General features: G+C 69.0%; 15 protein-coding genes and 1 pseudogene. 9 read left to right on the forward strand and 7 right to left on the reverse strand.

The window, feature by feature from the left end:
• Window positions 1-57: 57 nt before the first annotated feature.
• From ACZ64A_RS08165 to ACZ64A_RS08180, 4 genes are all read left to right on the forward strand, one after another.
• Window positions 58-501, forward strand: coding sequence for a DUF6325 family protein (locus ACZ64A_RS08165; RefSeq protein WP_469808947.1), 444 nt, complete (start codon window positions 58-60; stop codon window positions 499-501).
• A 186-nt stretch (window positions 502-687) separates the two neighbouring features.
• Entirely contained in the window at window positions 688-993 is a 306-nt protein-coding gene (locus ACZ64A_RS08170; protein WP_469808948.1) for an SHOCT domain-containing protein, read from the forward strand.
• Window positions 994-1,362: 369 nt separating this feature from the next.
• Window positions 1,363-2,100, forward strand: coding sequence for a flavodoxin family protein (locus ACZ64A_RS08175; RefSeq protein WP_469808949.1), 738 nt, complete (start codon window positions 1,363-1,365; stop codon window positions 2,098-2,100).
• A gap of 235 nt (window positions 2,101-2,335) precedes the next feature.
• Window positions 2,336-2,743 carry a hypothetical protein gene (locus ACZ64A_RS08180; RefSeq protein ID WP_469808950.1) on the forward strand — a complete coding sequence of 136 codons (408 nt, stop codon included), beginning with the start codon at window positions 2,336-2,338 and terminating at the stop codon, window positions 2,741-2,743.
• Window positions 2,744-2,834: 91 nt separating this feature from the next.
• Here ACZ64A_RS08180 and ACZ64A_RS08185 read toward each other — a convergent pair whose 3' ends face one another.
• A complete protein-coding gene (locus ACZ64A_RS08185) occupies window positions 2,835-3,356 on the reverse strand; it encodes a hypothetical protein (RefSeq protein WP_469808951.1) in 522 nt (173 codons plus the stop codon).
• A gap of 266 nt (window positions 3,357-3,622) precedes the next feature.
• On the reverse strand, window positions 3,623-5,053 hold the full coding sequence (locus tag ACZ64A_RS08190) for an endo-1,4-beta-xylanase (protein ID WP_469808952.1): 1,431 nt from the start codon (window positions 5,051-5,053) through the stop codon (window positions 3,623-3,625).
• A gap of 703 nt (window positions 5,054-5,756) precedes the next feature.
• On the opposite strand from ACZ64A_RS08190, the gene ACZ64A_RS08195 reads away from it, so the two are divergent.
• Window positions 5,757-7,178 (forward strand): non-reducing end alpha-L-arabinofuranosidase family hydrolase, encoded by a 1,422-nt coding sequence (locus ACZ64A_RS08195; protein ID WP_469808953.1) that lies wholly within the window; start codon window positions 5,757-5,759, stop codon window positions 7,176-7,178.
• Between the two features lie 518 nt (window positions 7,179-7,696).
• On the forward strand, window positions 7,697-8,167 hold the full coding sequence (locus ACZ64A_RS08200; protein WP_469808954.1) for a hypothetical protein: 471 nt from the start codon (window positions 7,697-7,699) through the stop codon (window positions 8,165-8,167).
• Between the two features lie 166 nt (window positions 8,168-8,333).
• Here the strand turns inward: ACZ64A_RS08200 and ACZ64A_RS08205 are convergent, their stop codons facing one another.
• Both ACZ64A_RS08205 and ACZ64A_RS08210 read right to left on the reverse strand, forming a co-directional pair.
• Entirely contained in the window at window positions 8,334-9,821 is a 1,488-nt protein-coding gene (locus ACZ64A_RS08205) for a UbiD family decarboxylase (RefSeq protein WP_469808955.1), read from the reverse strand.
• Window positions 9,822-9,883: 62 nt separating this feature from the next.
• Window positions 9,884-10,474: a non-oxidative hydroxyarylic acid decarboxylases subunit B gene (locus tag ACZ64A_RS08210; protein WP_469808956.1), complete on the reverse strand. Its 591-nt coding sequence runs from the start codon at window positions 10,472-10,474 to the stop codon at window positions 9,884-9,886.
• 195 nt (window positions 10,475-10,669) lie between these two features.
• Between ACZ64A_RS08210 and ACZ64A_RS08215 the strand changes: the two genes are divergently transcribed.
• Window positions 10,670-11,593: a helix-turn-helix transcriptional regulator gene (locus ACZ64A_RS08215; protein ID WP_469808957.1), complete on the forward strand. Its 924-nt coding sequence runs from the start codon at window positions 10,670-10,672 to the stop codon at window positions 11,591-11,593.
• Between the two features lie 163 nt (window positions 11,594-11,756).
• Here ACZ64A_RS08215 and ACZ64A_RS08220 read toward each other — a convergent pair whose 3' ends face one another.
• The 3 genes and pseudogenes from ACZ64A_RS08220 to ACZ64A_RS08230 form a co-directional block, all read right to left on the reverse strand.
• Window positions 11,757-12,137 (reverse strand): cupin domain-containing protein, encoded by a 381-nt coding sequence (locus ACZ64A_RS08220; RefSeq protein WP_469808958.1) that lies wholly within the window; start codon window positions 12,135-12,137, stop codon window positions 11,757-11,759.
• A 353-nt stretch (window positions 12,138-12,490) separates the two neighbouring features.
• A complete protein-coding gene (locus tag ACZ64A_RS08225) occupies window positions 12,491-13,339 on the reverse strand; it encodes an ATP-binding cassette domain-containing protein (protein ID WP_469808959.1) in 849 nt (282 codons plus the stop codon).
• A pseudogene (locus ACZ64A_RS08230) lies at window positions 13,336-14,043 on the reverse strand (ABC transporter ATP-binding protein); the annotation flags it as partial. The gene ACZ64A_RS08225 and the pseudogene ACZ64A_RS08230, both read right to left, overlap by 4 nt.
• Between ACZ64A_RS08230 and ACZ64A_RS08235 the strand changes: the two are divergent.
• Together ACZ64A_RS08235 and ACZ64A_RS08240 are read left to right on the forward strand one after the other, a co-directional pair.
• Window positions 14,029-14,412 (forward strand): family 20 glycosylhydrolase, encoded by a 384-nt coding sequence (locus tag ACZ64A_RS08235; protein WP_469809099.1) that lies wholly within the window; start codon window positions 14,029-14,031, stop codon window positions 14,410-14,412. The pseudogene ACZ64A_RS08230 and the gene ACZ64A_RS08235 sit on opposite strands and share 15 nt — an antisense overlap.
• 609 nt (window positions 14,413-15,021) lie before the next feature.
• Complete coding sequence (locus ACZ64A_RS08240) at window positions 15,022-16,476, forward strand: glycoside hydrolase family 30 protein (RefSeq protein WP_469808961.1); 1,455 nt, start codon at window positions 15,022-15,024, stop codon at window positions 16,474-16,476.
• Window positions 16,477-16,645: the final 169 nt, after the last annotated feature.

A 16,645-nucleotide genomic window follows, 5' to 3' on the forward strand; every position in this document is an offset into this window, starting at 1 on the left:
CTGTACATCGCCGGTGCTGCAATGTACAGAGGGCTCACACGTACAGAGGTGATCGCCATGAGCGAGCAACTGGACGAAATGGGACCCATCGACTACGTGGTGGTGGAGTTTCCGAACGATCACCGGACGGGTGAGGGTTTCCCACTGCTGGTCGACCTGGTGGAGAGGGGCATCATCCGAATCCTGGACCTGCTGTTCGTCAAGAAGAACGAGGACGGCTCGGTGATCGCTTTGGAGATCTCCGACATCACCGGTGGCGGACCGCACGACCTCGCCGTCTTCGAAGGCGCGCGCTCTGGCCTGTTGGGTCAGGACGACGTGGAGGAGGCCGCCTCGGCGATCGAGCCGGGCAGCTCAGCCGGCCTGCTGATCTACGAGAACCTGTGGGCGGCACCTTTCGCCACCGCTCTGCGCCGCGGCGGCGCACAGTTGGTCGCCTCGGGACGCCTGCCCGTTCAGGCCATCCTCGCTTCCCTCGAAGCGGCCGAGGCCGCGTCGTGACGTGATGTACAGGCGCGGGAACACGGCACCGTACCGCCGGCCCCGTGTCCTGATCTCGTCGTACCGCACGTGAGCAGCTCATAGAAGCAGGCCGCTGACGCGCGGGCGCCATCGAGATGCCCTCCGGACAGGGCAATGGTCCAATGGACACGGAGTCTTCCATCGACCGGGTGAGAGGCGATCACCATGCCCGGACTTCTTCGCGGAATTGCCCGCACTGCCGTGGTCGCGGGCACGGCGACCGCGGTCTCCAACCGGGTGTCCCGCCGGCAGCAGGGCCGCTGGGCCGCCCAGACAGCCCAACAGCCCGTCTACCAGGAGCCCCAGGGTTACCAGCAAGCCTATCCGGCGCCTCCGCCCGAACCGGCGGCGCCCCCAGCCGACGACATGACCGGCAAGATCGACCAGCTCAAGCAACTCGGTGAGCTCAAGGCACAAGGCATCCTCACGGAGGCCGAGTTCGAGGAACAGAAGCGACGGCTGCTCGCCTGACGCCCACACTGGCACGTCATGGCCAGGCCCACGGAATGCGCCTGGCCGAAAGCCAGATGATCGGAAGCATCGCGGGCGTCCCGCTCACTGACGACTGCGCTACAGCGGGGCTTGTGCGCCCACGGTGACCTGGAGCGACACGCATCGCCGAGACCGGGACCGTCACCGATGTCCGAAGTCCCCAGCACCACCCCGAGCCCGGCCCGCGACTGTGAGTCAAGGCAGGTTCCCGTGCGGCGTCCGACGCCGGATGCCGGAACCGTTCGGAGGCACTGCGATGGCGACCGCGGCGGGCTGCCTGCAAGCTGAGGCCGGATGTGGACGCGCGCCGGCGAACGTTGTGCCGCGCAGAGGGTCTGGGAGGACCGTGTGACCGTTTCGTCGCCCGCCACCGACACGCCGCCGGCCCGCTACGACGATCTGCGGGCCCTGGTGATCAACTGCACCCTCAAGCGTTCCCCGGAGACCAGCAACACTCAGGGCCTGATCGACCGGAGCACCGCGATCATGGACGCCCAGGGAGTGCACGTCGATGTCGTACGCGCGGTGGACCACGACATCGCCACCGGTGTGTGGCCCGACATGACGGAGCACGGCTGGGAGAGGGACGCCTGGCCCGACCTGTACCGGCAGGTGATGGCCGCCGACATCCTGGTCCTCGCGGGCCCGATCTGGCTGGGTGACAACAGTTCCGTGACCAAGCGGGTCATCGAGCGCCTCTACGCCTGCTCCAGCCTGCTCAACGAAGCGGGTCAGTATGCCTACTACGGCCGTGTCGGTGGCTGCCTGGTCACGGGCAACGAGGACGGCGTCAAGCACTGCGCCATGAACGTCCTCTACAGCCTGCAGCACCTGGGGTACACCATCCCGCCCCAGGCGGATGCCGGATGGATCGGCGAGGCCGGGCCCGGCCCCTCCTACCTCGACCCCGGCTCGGGCGGCCCGGAGAATGACTTCACCAACCGCAACACCACCTTCATGACATGGAACCTCCTGCACCTGGCCCGGGCGCTGAAGGACCTTGGGGGCATCCCCGCCTACGGCAACCAGCGCACCGCCTGGGACGCCGGCTGCCGCCACGACTACGAGAACCCCGAACACCGTTAGCACATCCACGGCTCGACGGCTGCAGCAGGGACGCGGTGGTTGCCCACCGGAGCGTCGGGCGCTTCCCGGCCGGCCGATGCGGACGTCGGCTGAGCCGCACCCACCCACCTACCGCACTGGATGTACACGTGGCGCCGCTCCACCGTACGCGGTAGGTGGACACCAACCCTGCGGTGAATGCCCTTTCCCGGCTACGGCCGTAGCTTCGTGCTTCACCACATATCGGGGAGGAAACATGGATCTGCGGAAGGCACTGGTGGCAGGGAGCACCCTGGCGCTGATCACGGCTACGGCAGCCATCGCACCGTCGGCGAGCGCGGACACCGCGAGCGCTCAAGCAGTTCGCAACGCCAAGGTGTCCACCAGCGGCGCGTTCGGCAACATGGACATCTCATGGACGGGCCGCGGGCCTTACAGCGGCAAGGTGTCCGGGTATGTGGAGGACACCAAGGCCGACGGATATTGCGCCAAGGCCCAGGTCTGGGTGGACGGCACCGTGTACAGCGCCGGCGCGAGGGCTTGCCCCAAGGGGACCGCGAAGCCGGTGAGCTTCACGTACCGGAAGAAGAATCGCGTGCTGGTGCGGGTCTGCCTCGGGAAGGAAAACTGGTACGACCCGCAGAAGTGCAGCCGCTGGGGATAGCGGCTGCTGCGGCCAGGCAGGGCGGGTTTCGGCGGCTTCCACCCGCCGCCGTTTACGCGGTCGCCGCAGCCGGCCCTGTACGTCGTGAGCGTCAGTTGTTCGGCCGCGTGCCCGGCGTGCGGGAGCCGGTGGCGCCCGGCTTCGCCGGGGCCCACTTCGGCCTGGCGGATGCCTGGTCGGGGTCGGGTTCGGCGAGGGTCAGTCCCCAGGCGTCGCCCTCGCCGACGCGGGTCTCGATCTCCTTCATCTGGCCGGTTCTGGCGAAGTACAGCACGACCACTTGCCGTACCGATCCCTCGTCGTAGAAATCCGCCGTCACCTCGCCTTTGGCCGCCGTGCCGAACGACCTGACCCAGTTGCGGGCCGTCGCGTCGGCGTCCTTGTCGTCGATGCCCAGTGCGGCCAGTCCCTCGGTGTCCCCGTCCGCGAGCCGCCACACGGCCTTCTGCACGGCCTCCAGGCTTCCCGCGGACGGGTAGCCGACGACATGCAGCGGCTGGTGATCGCTGTAATCGGCCTGATAGCCATGTCCGCCGCCCGAGGCGCAGCCCGCGAGGAGCCCGCCCAGGACGGCCGCCACGGCACTGCCGGCGGACCTCGTCCTGCGTGCCAAAGTCAGTTCCCCTCCCACGTGAACCATACGAGGTCCGCGGGCTGGGCGCAGGCGGCCGAGATGGGCTGCGCGCCGAGGGGCTGATCCCGGCTCCTCACCTCCGGTTCCGCATGGTGCCGGATGTGCCGCCGTGGGCATGCCGGTGGCGTGGGCCGCCGCCAGGACGGCGGCGGCCCGGAATCCGTCAGCGACGTCTCCCTGGCGGCGCGGGAGAGAGCGCACCGTGGGTCGTCATCGATGCGAGCCGTCGTTCGTGGGAGGTGCCGTCAGGTACGGGTCCAGTGTTGATTGCTGCCGTTCGAGCAGGAATAGAGCTGGATCAGGGTGCCGTTGGCGGTTCCGCCTGCGACGGCGTCGAGGCAGAGGCCGGACTGGACGCCGACGATGGAACCGTCGGAGTTGAGGCGCCACTTCTGGTTGTCGCCACCCCAGCAGCTGTAGATCTGCACTTTCGCGCCGTTGCCGGTGCCCGCGGCGTCCAGGCACTTGTCGCCGTAGACCCTCAGCTCGCCGGCGCCGCTGTACGTCCACTGCTGGTTGGTGCCGTTGTGGCAGTCCCACAGCTGAAGCTGGGTGCCGTCGGTGGTACTGGCGCTCGGCACGTCCAGGCAACGACCCGAACCGACACCCTTGATCTGCCCGGAACCCGCAGGGGGCGTGGTGGAGCCGCCGTTGAGCGCGTTGAGTACGGCGGTGTAGGCCGGCTTCTTGCTGCCGTCGCCGTTGAACAGCAGCGGCGTGTCACCCGAGCGCCAGGAGTCGGTGTCGCGTACCCCCCAGACGGTGATGCCGAGGCAGCGCGCGACGGCCAGGCAGTCGTTGGTGACGGCGGCGTAGGTCGAGGACGGGGCGCCCTGGATGTCGAGTTCGGTGATGGCCACGTCGACGCCGAGCGCGGCGAAGTTCTGCAGGGTGGTGCGGAAGTTGCTGTTGTAGGGGCTGCCGCTGTTGAAGTGCGACTGGAAGCCGACGCAGTCGATCGGCACACCGCGCTGCTTGAAGTCCCGGACCATGGCGTACACGCCCTGGGTCTTGGCCCAGGTCCAGTCCTCGATGTTGTAGTCGTTGTAACAGAGCTTGGCCGACGGGTCGGCGGCGCGCGCGGTGCGGAAGGCGACCTCGATCCAGTCGTTGCCGGTGCGTTGCAGGTTGGAGTCGCGGCGGCCTCCCGAACTGCCGTCGGCGAAGGCCTCGTTCACGACGTCCCACTGCGCGATCTTGCCCTTGTAGTGGCCCATCACGCCATTGATGTGGTCGATCATCGCCTGGCGCAGCTGGCTACCGCTGAGGCTCTGCATCCAGCCGGGCTGCTGGGAGTGCCAGGCCAGGGTGTGGCCCCGCACCTGCTTGCCGTTCTGCACCGCCCAGTTGTAGACGCGGTCGGCGGCGGTGAAGTTGAACTGGCCGCGCTGCGGTTCGGTGGCGTCGATCTTCATCTCGTTCTCGGCCGTCACCATGTTGAACTCACGGGCCGCGATCGACGTGTATGTCGAGTCACCCAGCCTGCCCGAGGCGATGGCGGTGCCGAAGTAGCGGCCGTTCTGCGCCGCCGCGGCGCCGAGCGTGCTCTCGGCGGCCTGTGCCGCCGGCGGCGCGACCAGTGCGGCGGCCGCGACGAGGACGCCGATGACCAGCGTCAATAACGGGCCGCGGGTCCGGCGGCGGACAACGGACCGGGGAAGGGCGTACGAGCCCATCACTGTGCCTCCAAGGGGGAATCACGGAAGGACTGAAGCGCAGGGGTGCTGCGTCCTGCGCTGCCGTGCGGCAGGGGAACGGACGCGGCAGGCCGGAGTCCGGGCAGCACGGGATGACCGGACACCTCGGTGTGCTGGTGTGCGGATGGTGCGGTTGTGCGGGGGTCTGCCGTGCGGCACGGGCTGCCCAAGGCCCGTGCGGGTTCGGGATGCCGACCTGTGGCCGGTTGCTCCGGCAGAAATGATTGAGGTGACGGTGACGCATCGTCAATACTCATCGCCAATAAAGTTTCAACCGCTATGTCGAAACATTCGGGATCGGCAAACGGTGAGGTGTGCCTCCTGACGGTCTTTGTGCTGTCAGTCGTGGAACCGGAGCGGGGTCTGATCGGGTGGTCCCGCACGCCGGCAAGGTGACTGTCGATGGGTGTCGTCTCGCGCGCAGGTAACCTCACTCATTTCGGAGTTGACGGCGAATCATGCGTGAGCGGTTGACGCCCTTCACGGGTTGCCTATCATTCAGATGCTCGACACCTCGACTTGCGTTCGTTATATCGAACACCCAATGCGTCGTCCTCTGTGTGGCAGCTCCGACAGCACCGCCTCGAACGCAAAGCCGCAGGGGTCGTGTCGCATGCAGGTGCATGTCATGACCTTGCCAAACAGCGTGCCGGAATCGCCCCTCTAGGTTGAGGAAGCCCCCATGCACACAGGAATGCTCAGCCGCAGGCACACGTCTGCGGTGCTCGCCGCCGTGATCGCGGTCCTGGCCGCGGTGGCGGCGATGCTTGCCGTCACCCCGGCTCAGGCGGCCACCAGCGGCGCCTTGCGCGGTGTCGGTTCGAACCGGTGTCTCGACGTGCCGGGCGCCGCCCAGGACAACGGCACGTACCTGCAGCTCTACGACTGCTGGGGTGGGACGAATCAGCAGTGGACGCTGACGGATGCCCATCAGCTGACCGTGTACGGCAACAAGTGCCTGGACGTTCCCGGTCACGCCACCCTGCCGGGTACCCGCGTGCAGATCTGGTCCTGCTCGGGTGGTGCGAACCAGCAGTGGCAGGTGAACTCCGACGGCACGGTCGTCGGCATGGAGTCCGGGCTGTGTCTCGAGGCCGCGGGTTCCGGTACGGCCAACGGTACGACGGTGCAGATCGGGACGTGCAACGGCGGCAACGGCCAGAAGTGGACCGGCCTGACCGGGACCACGCCGGGCACGTGTTCCCTTCCGTCGACGTACCGGTGGACGTCGACGGGTGTCCTGGCACAGCCGGCGAACGGGTGGGCGGCGCTGAAGGACTTCACCGACGTCGTCTACAACGGCAAGCACCTGGTCTACGCGTCCAACGTGTCGGGATCGTCCTACGGCTCGATGGCGTTCAGTCCCTTCACGAACTGGTCGGACATGGCGTCGGCCGGCCAGACCGGGATGAGCCAGGCCGCGGTGGCACCCACGCTGTTCTACTTCGCGCCCAAGAACATCTGGGTGCTGGCCTACCAGTGGGGTGCGTCTCCCTTCGTCTACCGCACGTCGAGCGACCCCACCAACCCCAACGGCTGGTCGGCTCCGCAGCCCCTGTTCACCGGGAGCCTTCCCGACTCCGGCACCGGCCCGATCGACCAGACCCTGATCGGTGACGGCCAGAACATGTACCTGTTCTTTGCCGGTGACAACGGCAAGATCTACCGGGCGAGCATGCCGATCGGGAACTTCCCGGGCAACTTCGGCTCGTCGTACACGACGGTCATGAGCGACACGGTGAAGAACCTGTTCGAGGCTCCGCAGGTCTACAAGGTTCAGGGCCAGAACCAGTACCTCATGATCGTCGAGGCTCGGGGTGCGAATGAGCAGCGCTACTTCCGCTCCTTCACGGCCTCCAGCCTGAGCGGCTCGTGGACCCCGCAGGCCGCGAGCGAGAGCAACCCCTTCGCGGGCAAGGCCAACAGCGGTGCCACCTGGACCGACGACATCAGCCACGGTGACCTGGTCCGCAACAACCCCGACCAGACCATGACCATCGACCCCTGCAACCTGCAGCTCCTCTACCAGGGCAAGTCCCCCACCGCGGGCGGCCCCTACGACCAGCTGCCATGGCGGCCGGGTGTCCTCACCCTGCGCCGCTGACCTCCCCGGACCCCTTCCACCTGCTGACCGACACTCATGTTTGCGGGAACCCCAGCCGTTCGGGCGGCCGGGGTTCCCCTCGGTTCCGGACGTACGACTCAGGCGCCGCGCGGCGCTGTCGGCGGTGGCCGGCGGCATGGCCGCGTGAAGAACAAGGTTGTCCAGCGGTTCGGGGACATCGTTCAGTGGTCCGACTGGGAAGTTCCGTGGGCGACGCACACCCCTGCGCCCCACCCTCCGCCGGAACTCCATTTCGACGCGAGCCAGTACGACGCCGAGGTGGCTCGCGCTGAGGCGGAACGCCGCTGACGTGGGGTCAGCAGAGCCATTCAGTCAGGCCAGGTGTGGCCAACGCTGTCCGCCGCCGTGGTGACCTGCCAGGCTCCGGCCTGGATGACCAGTCCGGCTCCGGTGATCAGGCGCTGGTTACTCGTTGTCAGGAATTGAGCATGTACACGTCCGGTTATTGGTGGAATAGTCCCTCGCGGTCGTGCTTCAGTCACCCACAGGGGGAGATCATGCTGATCGAACGAGCACGTCACGCCATGACCACGATCGCCGCCATCGCCGCAGCCGTCGCCGGCCTCACAATCGGCACCGCAGCACCGTCCAGTGCCTCCGTGGCCAACCCGTGCCGCGCCATGACGCCAGAGGGCTTCTACCCCTACGGCGTCCAGCTGCAGCCGTGCAACGGGGTGACCGGGGGCGTTTACAGCGACATCTTCGGCCACGCGAAGAGCCCTCAGACCGACGTTCGCATCTGGCTGCAAGTCGGCTGGAAGCCGTGGTACCTGTCCGGGGAACCGATCTACTTCGACGCGCCGGTCACCGGCGGTGTCGTCTCCCCGACCACCTACGACTATGTGCCCCAGGACTTCAAGGATCCGACGCACCTGGGCGCTGCGGGGAACTGCTACTACACCCGCATATGGTTCACCAACGGTACGTACACATCGTCCTGGGTGGAGTCCCCGAGCACCTGCTTCTGACCGCGGTGCCGCCGCGCCTCGCCTGCTCTCGCAGCCGGCGGGGCGCACTTCCGCACATGGCGGCGTGCCGGCACTGGGGATGAGACGGGCCGGTGCCACCAGCTCCGGGTGTGAGCCTCACCGCCGCCGGTGACGATCCACCCGCCGAGGTCGTCGGCCGGCGTCGTCAGCGGTATCCGTAGGCAACCCAGTTGTCGCGCACCCTCTGCTGCAGCTCCCGCGGATAGGAGGTCGCGAACGAGGCGGTCGTACCACGAAGTTTTCCGCCGAACTCCTCCGGTCGCAGGCAGCTGAGCACCGACTTGCCGCCCCGGCCCGTGCGGACCTGTTCCGCGGTGAGGTAGGGGACCATGGGGATCCCGGGGGCGTCGGGGAAGGTGTACTCGGTGCCGGGCCGGTAGCGAGTCGCCAGAGCCCAGGCGACCTGGCCGATGTCGGTGATGTCGATGTCGGAGCCGACCAGGATCACCTTGGGCACCAGCCAGCCGGCATGCGAGTCGAACAGCACCTTCGCCACGTCCTGGACCAGCTCCGCCTCCGTGGTGTCGCGGGCTGCCAGCCGGCGCCGGTCGACGGAGACCACCATCCAGCAGGTCGCCGCCTCGTACGAGCACCACGCCAGGTCGACCGGCAGTCCGGCCGAGCGCAGCACGTCCGTGGCCTCCGCGGCGATCATCGTGCCCCAGATCGTGTGGTTCTCCTCCGGCGGCAGACCCGCCACGCACACCGGCAGGACGGCCTGGTCGCGGAAGGTCATCGCTTCCACATGGAACACCGGCTGGGGCTTGCTGTCGGAGAACGCGTAGCCGTGATACTCGCCCATCGGCCCCTCGGGCAGGGTCTCGTCGGCGCTGATGTACCCCTCCAGCACGATCTCCGCGTTGGCCGGCACGTACAGGCCGTTCGTCTCCGTCCGTACGACCTCGACGCCGGTGCCGGTGAGTGCGCCCACGTAGCCGTCCTCGTTCACCCGGGCCGGTAGCGGCATGCCCGCGGCCGCCAGCGCCGCCGGAGGCGCGCCCAGGACCATGGCCCACGGCGTGGGCTCGCCCTGCGCGCGCCACATGTCGCGGATCATGCCGACGTGCTGCTGGGCCATGGCCGGTCCGACCAGCGTCCTGCGGTCGTGCAGCATGGTGCGGGCCACGGACCAGCTCGTCCACGTGCCGTCGGGGCTCTGCACCACATGGAAGCCGTACGTGCCCAGGTAACGGCCCCCGTCCTCCTGGTGCAGCAGCGGCACGGGCAGCACCTCAAGGTCGACGTCCTCACCGAGCAGGATGTTCTGCTTGCACGGCCCGGTCGGCACGATCCGTGGCGGCACCGGGTCGGCGTGCATCGCTGCCACCAGCTTCTCCACAATGTCCCGCGGCGTGCTGTGGCCGGGCAGGCCGAAGTGCGCGGCGAGCCTGCCGTGGGCGCCGCCCTGGGCGCTGCTCAGGCCCGCCGGAGCGCCGAGGATCCGCATCCCGGCGGAGCCCGAGGACAGCGAGGTGAACAGCGGCGCGGGGGCGTGCGTCTCGTAGACCCGGCGGGTCACCGCACCGACCTCCAGATGCGGATCCACGGTCCTGTCGATCCGTACGGCGTCCTCGCGGCGCAGCAGTTCATCGACGAAGTCCCGGAAATTCAGTGCCGGGCCGTGCTGGGGCATGAGATCTCTCCTGGTGATGACGGACGTACGGGATCGGTGACTCAAGCGCTCCGCCGGCGCGGTCAGGCCGCCGGGGCCCGGCGGCGGGCCTCGCGCATGCCGTCCCAGCGACGGGCCTGCGGAACGGTCAGGTCGAACTGGTCGAGGACGCGGCAGACGAGGTGGTCGACGATGTCGTCGACGGAGGCCGGGTGGTTGTAGAAGGCGGGCATCGGCGGCACGATGCGCACGCCCATCCTGGCCAGGGCGAGCATGTTCTCCAGATGGATCTCGCTGAGCGGGGTCTCACGCGGCACGAGCACCAGGGGCCTGCGTTCCTTGAGCACCACGTCGGCCGCCCGGCCCACGAGGCCCTCGGCATAGCCGGCGCGCACGCCCGCGAGGGTCTTCATGCTGCACGGCACGATGACCATGCCGTCGGTGCGGAAGGAACCCGAGGAGATCGCCGCCCCCTGATCGGAGGGATTGTGGACCACGTCGGCGAGATCCGACACCTCGCGGACCGAGCGGCCGGTCTCCAGCTCGATGGTGGTACGGGCCCAGCGGCTGAGCACCAGATGCGTCTCCACCTCCGTCAGGCCCCGCAGCACCTCCAGCAGCCGGACCCCCAGAACAGCGCCGGTCGCGCCGGTCATCCCCACGATCAGCCGCATCGGACCACCTCGTCTCTCACTCGTTTCCTGCGGCCCAGGTCGCGGGCAGGACAAGTTCGGCCATGCGTCCATGAGAGCGGACCGCATGCCCGATTGGCTCCTGACCTGGGACTTCTTAGACTCTAGGCATCGGACCCGGTCGATCCGGGCAGAAAAGTCGCCACGTGATGTGCAAAAGGAGACGTGCAGTCACCTATGACAGGGATTCCGCAGCTGGCCTTCCCCCACCGGCCGGGAAGCCTCCCCGGTGTGCAGGTGGTCGACCTGCCGGAGCTCCTGGAGCGTGCGGCCCGCCCCGCGGACGGCCGGTTCGATCCGATGCGGCCCGCCTTCCATCTGCTGTTCACCGTGCACACCGGGCACCTGGTGTGCGCCGTCGACGACACCGAATGCCTGGTGACCAGCGGCAGTTGGCTGTGGGTGCGCCCCGGGCAGGTGCTCCAGCTCGGCGCGGGCAGCCTGGAGACCCAGGGGACGGCGGTGCTGTTCATGGCCCACGCGCTGGGAGCGGACGCGGTCACGGCCATCGGACTCGACCAGCGGGCGTGGCGTCTGCCGGTCACTCTGGCGGCCGACGCCGACACCTCGGTACGCCAGACCCTGGCCATGCTCACCGACGAGTACCGTCAGCTCGGACTGCTGCCCCTGGAAGCGCATGCCCAGGTGGTCCGCCATCTGCTCGCGGTCCTCCTGCTGCGGCTGACCCATCTGCCGGCCACACCGCGGGCGCCGGCGGCGGGCAGCGAAGCCTTCCACCGCTTCCACCAGGCCGTCGAGGACCACTTCACCCACACCCACCGCGTGGAGGACTACGCGGCCCGGCTCGGCTACAGCGTGCGCAACCTCAGTCGCGTCACCCAGGCGGCCGTCGGACTCGGCGCCAAACGCTTCGTCGACGACCGGGTCCTGCTGGAGGCGCGCCGCATGCTGCTGCACACGGATCTCCCCGCGGCCTCCATCGCCGAACGCCTGGGCTTTCCCAGCGCGACGGCCTTCGCCAGATTCTTCCGCCACCGCACGGGCGACACCCCCACCGGCTTCCGAGTCCGTCCCCGACGCGCACAGCCTTCACCACCGCCCTCCGGCCGGGGACGCCCGCGCGGCGCGCCCAGGACGTAGGAACGCGCGAGCCCGGACGACCGGGCCCGCGCGGCGGGGCACTCCTGGCGAGCCGAGCGGTGCAGCTGCGCTGCCTGACACCGGTCCTGTGTCCCGGATTGTGGGTGCTGCCGCGGCTGCCCAGCGGGTGGCGGCTACGGCGTGATGTTCCAGCGAGTGGTGGCTATGGCGTACCGTTTTGCCGACTCATCCAGTCGACGATCGCCTGCTCGGTCCTCGCCAGTTGGTCGGTGGGGCTGAACTGGAGCAGTTCGGTGCCGGCGTCGACGTACGGCCGGTGGCCCGGCGGTTGGTAAAAGGCGTCACCGGCTTCGTACACCTCCTCGTGGTCCTCGAAGGCGAAGCGCATGCGTCCAGCGATGACGTAACCCCAGTGCGGGCAATGACACATTCCGCCGGGGAGCGCCTGAAGTGGTCCGTCGAGGTCGGAGTCGGCGCCGAAAGAAACGAACTCCACCGTGTAGCCGTTCATCTCCTCCCGGCGGTCGGTCACCGGGCCGAACTCCTGAACCGTCGTTGCTGACTGCTTGGACACCTTCGGCATCCGTTCACTCCTTAGGCCTCGGGCGACATGTCTGGAGGATGACGAACCGGTGATCCCTCCCGCAGCCGCCACACCCGATCGGCGAGGTACTTCCCCCGTTCAGCTGGCCTCGGGCGACCCGTGGCCGCCGCCCGGCCTCGCCGGACGGCAGGACGCGGAGTGGGCCTCACCGCACTCCTCAGCAGGCCCCCACCCACCGCTTGGCTGTCATCGCCCGGGCAGTCGAGTAGCAATAGGGAACCTGGCAGCCCAGGCGCGTGGTTCTGTCGGCCGCGAGGCCTGCTCTTGGCAGGCGGCCACCGCCACCGGAGCCCCATCGGCCGGCGCCCCGGCGTCCTCGGCAGCCCCCTCCCTCAGGGATTGCACGATCCGCGGGAGGACTCCCTGCGCCGGCGCTGCTCGGCGACGTTCGCCACCGGGGCGGAGAGCATCAGGGCCCGGGTGTAGTCGTGCAGCGGTGCGGTGGTGACGGTGAGGGCTTCGCCGGCCTCCACGATGTTCCCGTGGTGGATCACCGCGACCCGGTGGCTCATGAAGCGCACCACCGACAGGTCGTGCGTGACGAAGAGGTAGGCGATCCCGGTCTCCTCCTGGATTTCCAGGAGCAGGTCGAGAACGGTTCGCTGGGTGGTGAGATCGAGGGCGGACACCGGCTCGTCACAGATGACGAGTCGGGGCCGCAGAGCCAGCGCCCGGGCGATGGCGACGCGTTGACGCTGCCCGCCGGAGAACTCGCGGGGCAGGCGGGCCGCAGCGTCGGCGGGGAGGCGGACGCGAGCGAGCAGGTCGCCGACCCGGTCCCGCGCCTCCTTGGCGCTCATGCCGTGCCCGAGCAGGGGTTCGGCGAGCGTGTCCCCGATGGTGAGGGAGGGGTTCAGCGAGGTGTACGGGTCCTGGAAGACGACCTGCAGGTCACGGCTCAGCCGGCGGCGGACGGCTGGACGGGCCTGGTCGATGCGCTCCCCGGCGAAGGTGATGGTGCCCGACCGGACCGGGACCAGCCCGAGGACCGCACGGCCGATGGTGGTTTTGCCCGAGCCGGATTCGCCGACCAGCCCGAGGGTTTCCCCCGGTCGGATGTCGAACGACACGCCCTTGAGGACCTCGTTGCGCGGAGCACGCCAGCCCTTGCCGGGGAAGGAAACCCGCAGGTCCCGCACTTGGAGCAGAGCGTCCCCGGTGGTGGCTTCGATCGCGGTCATGCGGTGGCGCTCCTCGTCTCTCTGGCTTGCCAGGGCGCCCTCGGCGGTGCGTCGTCGAGGACGGCTCCCAGCAGGGTCCGGGTGTAGGGATCACGGGGAGCGTGGAGGACCTGTTCGGTGGTGCCGGTCTCCACGATCCGGCCGGCGTTCATCACGGCGACGCGATCGCACAGATCCGCCACGACGCCGAGGTCGTGGGTGACAAGGAGTACGCCCAGGCCGCGGTCCTTCTGCAGACGGCGCAGCAGGTCGAGCACCTCCGCTTGGACGCGCACGTCGAGCGCGGTGGTCGGCTCGTCGGCGATGAGGAGTTCGGGGTCGCAGGACATCGCGCCGGCGATGAGGACGCGTTGGGCCATGCCTCCGGAGATCTCGTGGGGGTAAAGACGCAGCGTGCGCTCGGGGTGGGGAATTTCCACCAAACGCAGCAGGTCGGCGGCTCGGCGGGCCGCTTCCCGGCGGGAGACGCCGAGGACGTGGCGCATGGGTTCCATGAGCTGGCTGCCGATGGTGAAGGCGGGGTCGAGGTTGCTCATCGGTTCCTGGGGGACGTAGGCCATGGTGGCCCCTCGCAGGGCGCGATGGGCGCGCTCGGGCAGGCCGACGACTTCCTGTCCCTTGACCGTGATGCTTCCGGCACCGATCCGCCCGCCGTCCGGCAGGATGCCGAGCACGGAGAAAGCGGCCTGCTGTCCCCCCAGTCCCACCTTTACCTGGACCGTCCTTACGCCGCGGACGTGACGCCTCCTGAACAGGCTGCTTCCGCCCGCCTGGGATTCCCCATGTACCGGCCGCGCGGGGTCCGTCATGCCGCCGCATGGGACCCGGCCTCCCACGCGATCCCCGACGCGCGGATCGCGGGGATCGAGGCGACACTCTTCGGCGAGTCGGTCGCAGGGTTCGACGACGTGACGACACTGCTGCTGCCGCGCCTCGTGTCCGTGGCGCAGACCGCGTGGACCGGCCGCGCGCCGCAGTGGACGGACCACCGGGGCCGTCTGGCCCACCATGCACGGATCTGGGAAGAGCGAGGCCTGACGTACCTGGCGTCCAAGGAGATTCCGTGGCCGTGACCGCCGCGGCGTGGCCCGCCGCTTCGATGAGGTGATCGGTTCGGGTAGCTGGGTGCTGTCGGCGCCGTCCGTGGCCGCCGGCTGCGACGGATTCCCGGCGCTTCCAGAAGGAGCCCGCACACTCGGGAAGGAAGCGCGGTGAGGGCGGCCTGCGGCTGGGGCAGGGCTGCGGCGTCGGCGCCCACTCCCCGTCCGTCCCGCCCGTGGCGTCGCGGTCCACGGCGCCGGCCGACGGTGAGCACGGCCGGGGCGAAGGCCGGAGGAGCGACGGTGCGATGGTGCGGGCCGTTGTTGCCGGGCGGCGATGGGAAAGGTGTGTGTGCGGACACGGCCAGGGGGTCGGGGGAGTCGAGGTCGGGTTCCACGGTCGACGCCCTGCCGCTTGCCCCTCCTGGCCCATCGCGGCCCTCTTGTGCGTGAGCGCGCACATCCTGTCCGCCGGGATGTCCGTCGGGCAAGGGCCGCTCCCGACCTCGGGCTGAATTTGTTAAGTGCCTTGACAGATTGGTCGCCGCTGGCGACCGTACCTGGAGCACGACGCACGTGTACCGGCCACCGCACCGCATGCACCTTTCGATCACAGGTTCACCGGACTACGGGAGCACATGGATGCCGTCGACGCTCACACCCCGCCGCCTCACCCTGCTCGCCTCCGCCTTGACGCTGGCCTCGGCCGCGCTCACCTTGGCCGGACCCCCGGCAAGCGCCCGCACCGCGCCCGGCAGCATCGACTTCTCGGCACGCCACCAGCGCATCGACGGCTTCGGCGTCTCGCAGGCCTTCCAGCGCGCCGCCGTCATCCACGGCCTGAAGGGCCTGTCCGCCGAGAAGGGCGACGAGATCGTCAAGCTCCTCTTCTCAACGAAGGACGGCGCGGGCCTGAGCATGCTGCGCCTCGGCGTCGGCTCGTCCACGGACGAGGTGTACGACCACATGCGGACCATCGCCCCGAACGCGCCCGTGAGCCCCGGCGATCCGCTGACGTACACCTGGGACGGAAACGACGGCGGTCAGGTCTGGCTCGCCAAGGAGGCCCGGAAGTACGGGGTGAAGCGGTTCATCGCGGATGCGTGGAGCGCCCCCGCGTACATGAAGGACAACAACTCCGATTCGAACGGCGGCACCCTGTGCGGAGTCGTCGGCACCGACTGCGCTACCGGTGACTGGCGCACCGCCTACGGCAAGTACCTCGCCCAGTACGTGAAGTTCTACAAGCAGGAGGGCATCCGCATCACCGACCTGAACTTCACCAACGAGCCCGACTGGAAGGCGTCGTACGCCTCCATGCTCTTCACCCCCGCACAGGCCGCCGACGCGGTGAAGGCGATCGGCCCGGTGCTGCGCGCCGAGGCCCCCGGCACCAAGCTGTACTGCTGCGACAGCTTCGGCTGGAACGAGGGTAAGGCGTACGCGGCTGCCATCGCGGCCGACCCGGCCGCCGAGAAGGAGGTGGCCGCGTACAGCGCACACGGCTACGCCTCCGCCGCCACCAGCCCGCTGATCGCCAGTGACAAGCCGACGTGGATGTCGGAATGGGCCGGCAGCGGCGTCTGGCCGAGCAAGTGGGACGACGGCACGAACGCGGCCGGACTGTACGTGGCCGAGAACATCCACAACGCCCTTGCCCGGGCTGACGCCTCCGCCTACCTCTTCTGGCTCGGCGCCTCGATCGGCGACACCGGCGCGCTCATCCGCATGGACGGCGACAGCTACCTGGTCTCCACACGGCTGCGGGCGATGACCGCGTTCAGCCGGTTCATCCGCCCCGGTGCAGTCCGTGTGGAGGCCTCCACCGGTGACGAGGCGGTGCTCGCGTCGGCGTACCGGAACACGGACGGGACCGACGTGGCCGTCCTCATCAACACCGGTACCCACGCCACGACGACGGACATGGCTCTGAAGGGCACGAAGGAGCGGAGGGTGATCGGACACCTCACCGACGGCGATCACGAGACGACGGCGGTGGAGGGCATCGCACAGGTCACACGCGGACATCTGACGGCGAAGCTCCCGGCCCGCTCGGTCGTCACCGTGGTCCTCAATCAGGGCCGGTCCCGGGGCTGACACGGGCTCGTCCCGGGCTGAAGCAACAGGAGGGCGTCGCGGGCCGGCCCGACTGCTGCACCCCGCGCCGCCGAACCGGCGGTACGGCACCGTCCTTCGACGTCCTACGTACCGGAAGGATCCGCCCCGACATGACCAGCAGCAAGCCCGGAGCCGTCGAGGGCGCCCT

It is taken from the genome of Streptomyces sp. NPDC104814, assembly GCF_055583185.1.